The organism is Pantoea sp. CTOTU49201, from assembly GCF_032054795.1.
Taxonomy (GTDB): domain Bacteria; phylum Pseudomonadota; class Gammaproteobacteria; order Enterobacterales; family Enterobacteriaceae; genus Pantoea; species Pantoea symbiotica.
Window position 1 is genome coordinate 1 of sequence record NZ_DAMBSA010000555.1, and the last position, 2,331, is coordinate 2,331.

The window sequence follows — 2,331 nt, forward strand, 5'->3', positions numbered from 1 at the left end:
GTGTCGCTGCGCGCAACACAAGCGGCAATTTTTCGCGCAGCAAAAGCGGCAGTGAAAAATGGTGAAATTTAACTATTATTTTCAGAAGGTTATTCTAAACAATGCATAATTTCTCTCTGGCGATGACATTAAAAATCTGTGAGATATCTTACAAATTTCTCGCCTGCCAATTGCTGCCTTTCTGCGCATAACGTAAAAGTATTTCATCCAACTTGTTAGTCATGTTACATGAAGGACGTTTTGTTATGCAGACCTTATTTAACCTTAGCGGGAAAACTGCCCTGATCACCGGCTCAACGCGCGGTTTGGGATTCGCTTATGCACAAGGCCTGGCGCAAGCCGGTGCCAAAGTGCTGCTGAATGGCACGCGTCAGGAGCACATGAATACGGCGCTGGAGCAATTACAGCAACAGGGATTCGAAGCCCGAGGCTTTCTATTCAATGTGGCAGATGAAGCCGCGATTGAAGCGGTGTTCCAGCAGCTCGATGAAGAGAACATTCACGTCGATATTGTGATCAACAACGCAGGTATTCAATTCCGTAAACCGATGCTGGAGCTGGCATTGAGCGACTGGCAGCGCGTGCTGGATGTCAATCTTACCAGCGCGTTCCTCGTTTCGCGTGCGGCAGCCAAACGCATGGTGCAACGTCAGCGCGGTGGGAAAATCATCAATATCGGATCGCTGACCAGCGAAGCCGCGCGCCCTACCGTCGCGCCTTACACTGCGGCGAAAGGCGGTATCAAACTGCTGACTAAATCGATGGCGGCTGAATGGGCGCCGTTCAATATCCAGACCAACGGCATTGGACCGGGCTACATCCTCACCGATATGAACGAAGCGTTGGTCGAAAACGAAGATTTCAATAAATGGGTCTGCAGCAGCAATCCTTCTGGCCGCTGGGGAAAACCCGACGAACTGGTGGGTACCGCCATTTATCTGGCGTCGTCTGCTTCCGATTACGTCAATGGCCAGATGATTTACGTGGATGGCGGCTGGCTCGCCACCTTGTAACAGCAACCTAAGCTGGGCATCAAGACTCGGCTGTATCCTACTCAAGCGACCTGAGGTCATACCATGAACCAGAATATTGCAGGGATTTTACCGGCCAGTCGGTGGGGAAAACTCATCCCGATTGCCTTTATTACCTATAGCCTCGCCTACCTCGATCGTGCCAACTACGGTTTTGGTGCCGCCGCAGGTCTGGCAGAAGATCTCAATATCACGCCCGCCATTTCAGCTCTACTCGGCGCACTGTTTTTCCTCGGCTATTTCTGTTTTCAGGTGCCGGGCGGCATATACGCTGAAAAGCACTCGGCGAAGAAGCTGATTTTCTGGAGCCTGATTCTGTGGGGCGCATTGGCTACTGCGACCGGCATGGTGCACAGCGTGGCGCTGCTGGCGGTGATTCGCTTCCTGCTTGGCGTGGCGGAAAGTGTGGTGATGCCGGCGATGCTGATCTTCCTCAGCCACTGGTTCACGCGCGCGGAGCGTTCCAAAGCCAATACTTTTCTGTTTCTCGGCAATCCGATTACCGTGTTATGGATGTCGATTCTCTCCGGCTATCTGGTGAATTCCTTTGGCTGGCGCGGCATGTTCATTATTGAAGGTGTGCCCGCCATTTTGTGGGCGTTTATCTGGTGGAAAATTTATGCCGACCGACCGCGCGATGCCAAATGGCTGAGCGAAGCGGAAAAGCGTGCAGTCGAAAACGCGCTGGCGGCAGAGCAGCAGTCGATCAAACCGGTTAAGAATTACCGTGAAGCTTTCCGCTCGCCTAAGGTGCTGGCGCTGGCCTTTATCCACTTCTTTTGGAATATCGGCATGTACGGTTTCATCATGTGGCTACCTTCAATGCTGAAGAGCGCGTCCGGCATGGGCATCGTCGCGACCGGCTGGCTCTCTGCCGCGCCCTATCTGCTCGCCGTGCCGCTGATGCTGACCGCATCCTGGTTTTCCGATAAATATCAGCAGCGTAAAAACATCGTGCTGCTTTTCCTTGGGCTGGGCGCGGTGTGCTTCATTGCTTCCTTCACGCTCGGTGCGACCCACTTCTGGCTCTCATGGGTGCTGCTGGTGATTGCTGGCGGTGCGATGTACACGCCGTACGGCCCGTTCTTCGCAGCGATTCCTGAGATGCTGCCACGCAACGTGGTGGCGGGTGCGATGTCCTTCGTAGTCTGTTTCGGTGCGCTCGGTTCGTTCGTCGGCGCGTGGATTGTGGGCTATCTCAATGGCCTGACCGGCAGCCCGGCGGCATCTTACGTATTTATGGGTGGATCGCTGGTTGTCGCGGTATTACTCACCGCGCTCACCACCTTTAGCAGCCTGA

Annotated in this window: 2 protein-coding genes; both read left to right on the forward strand. The window is 53.9% G+C overall.

Translation table 11 applies throughout. The features are described 5' to 3' along the window. The first annotated feature begins 245 nt into the window (after nt 1–245). On the forward strand, nt 246–1,013 hold the full coding sequence (locus tag RTY00_RS23675; protein WP_312666594.1) for an SDR family oxidoreductase: 768 nt from the start codon (nt 246–248) through the stop codon (nt 1,011–1,013). 63 nt (nt 1,014–1,076) lie between these two features. Next, a partial coding sequence (locus tag RTY00_RS23680) for an MFS transporter (RefSeq protein ID WP_312666595.1) occupies nt 1,077–2,331 on the forward strand: 1,255 nt, incomplete at its 3' end.

Excerpts from the sequence above, each read along its gene's own strand:
- RTY00_RS23675 (WP_312666594.1), top strand. The coding sequence starts at position 246 with ATGCAGACCTTATTTAACCTTAGCGGGAAAACTGCCCTGATCACCGGC.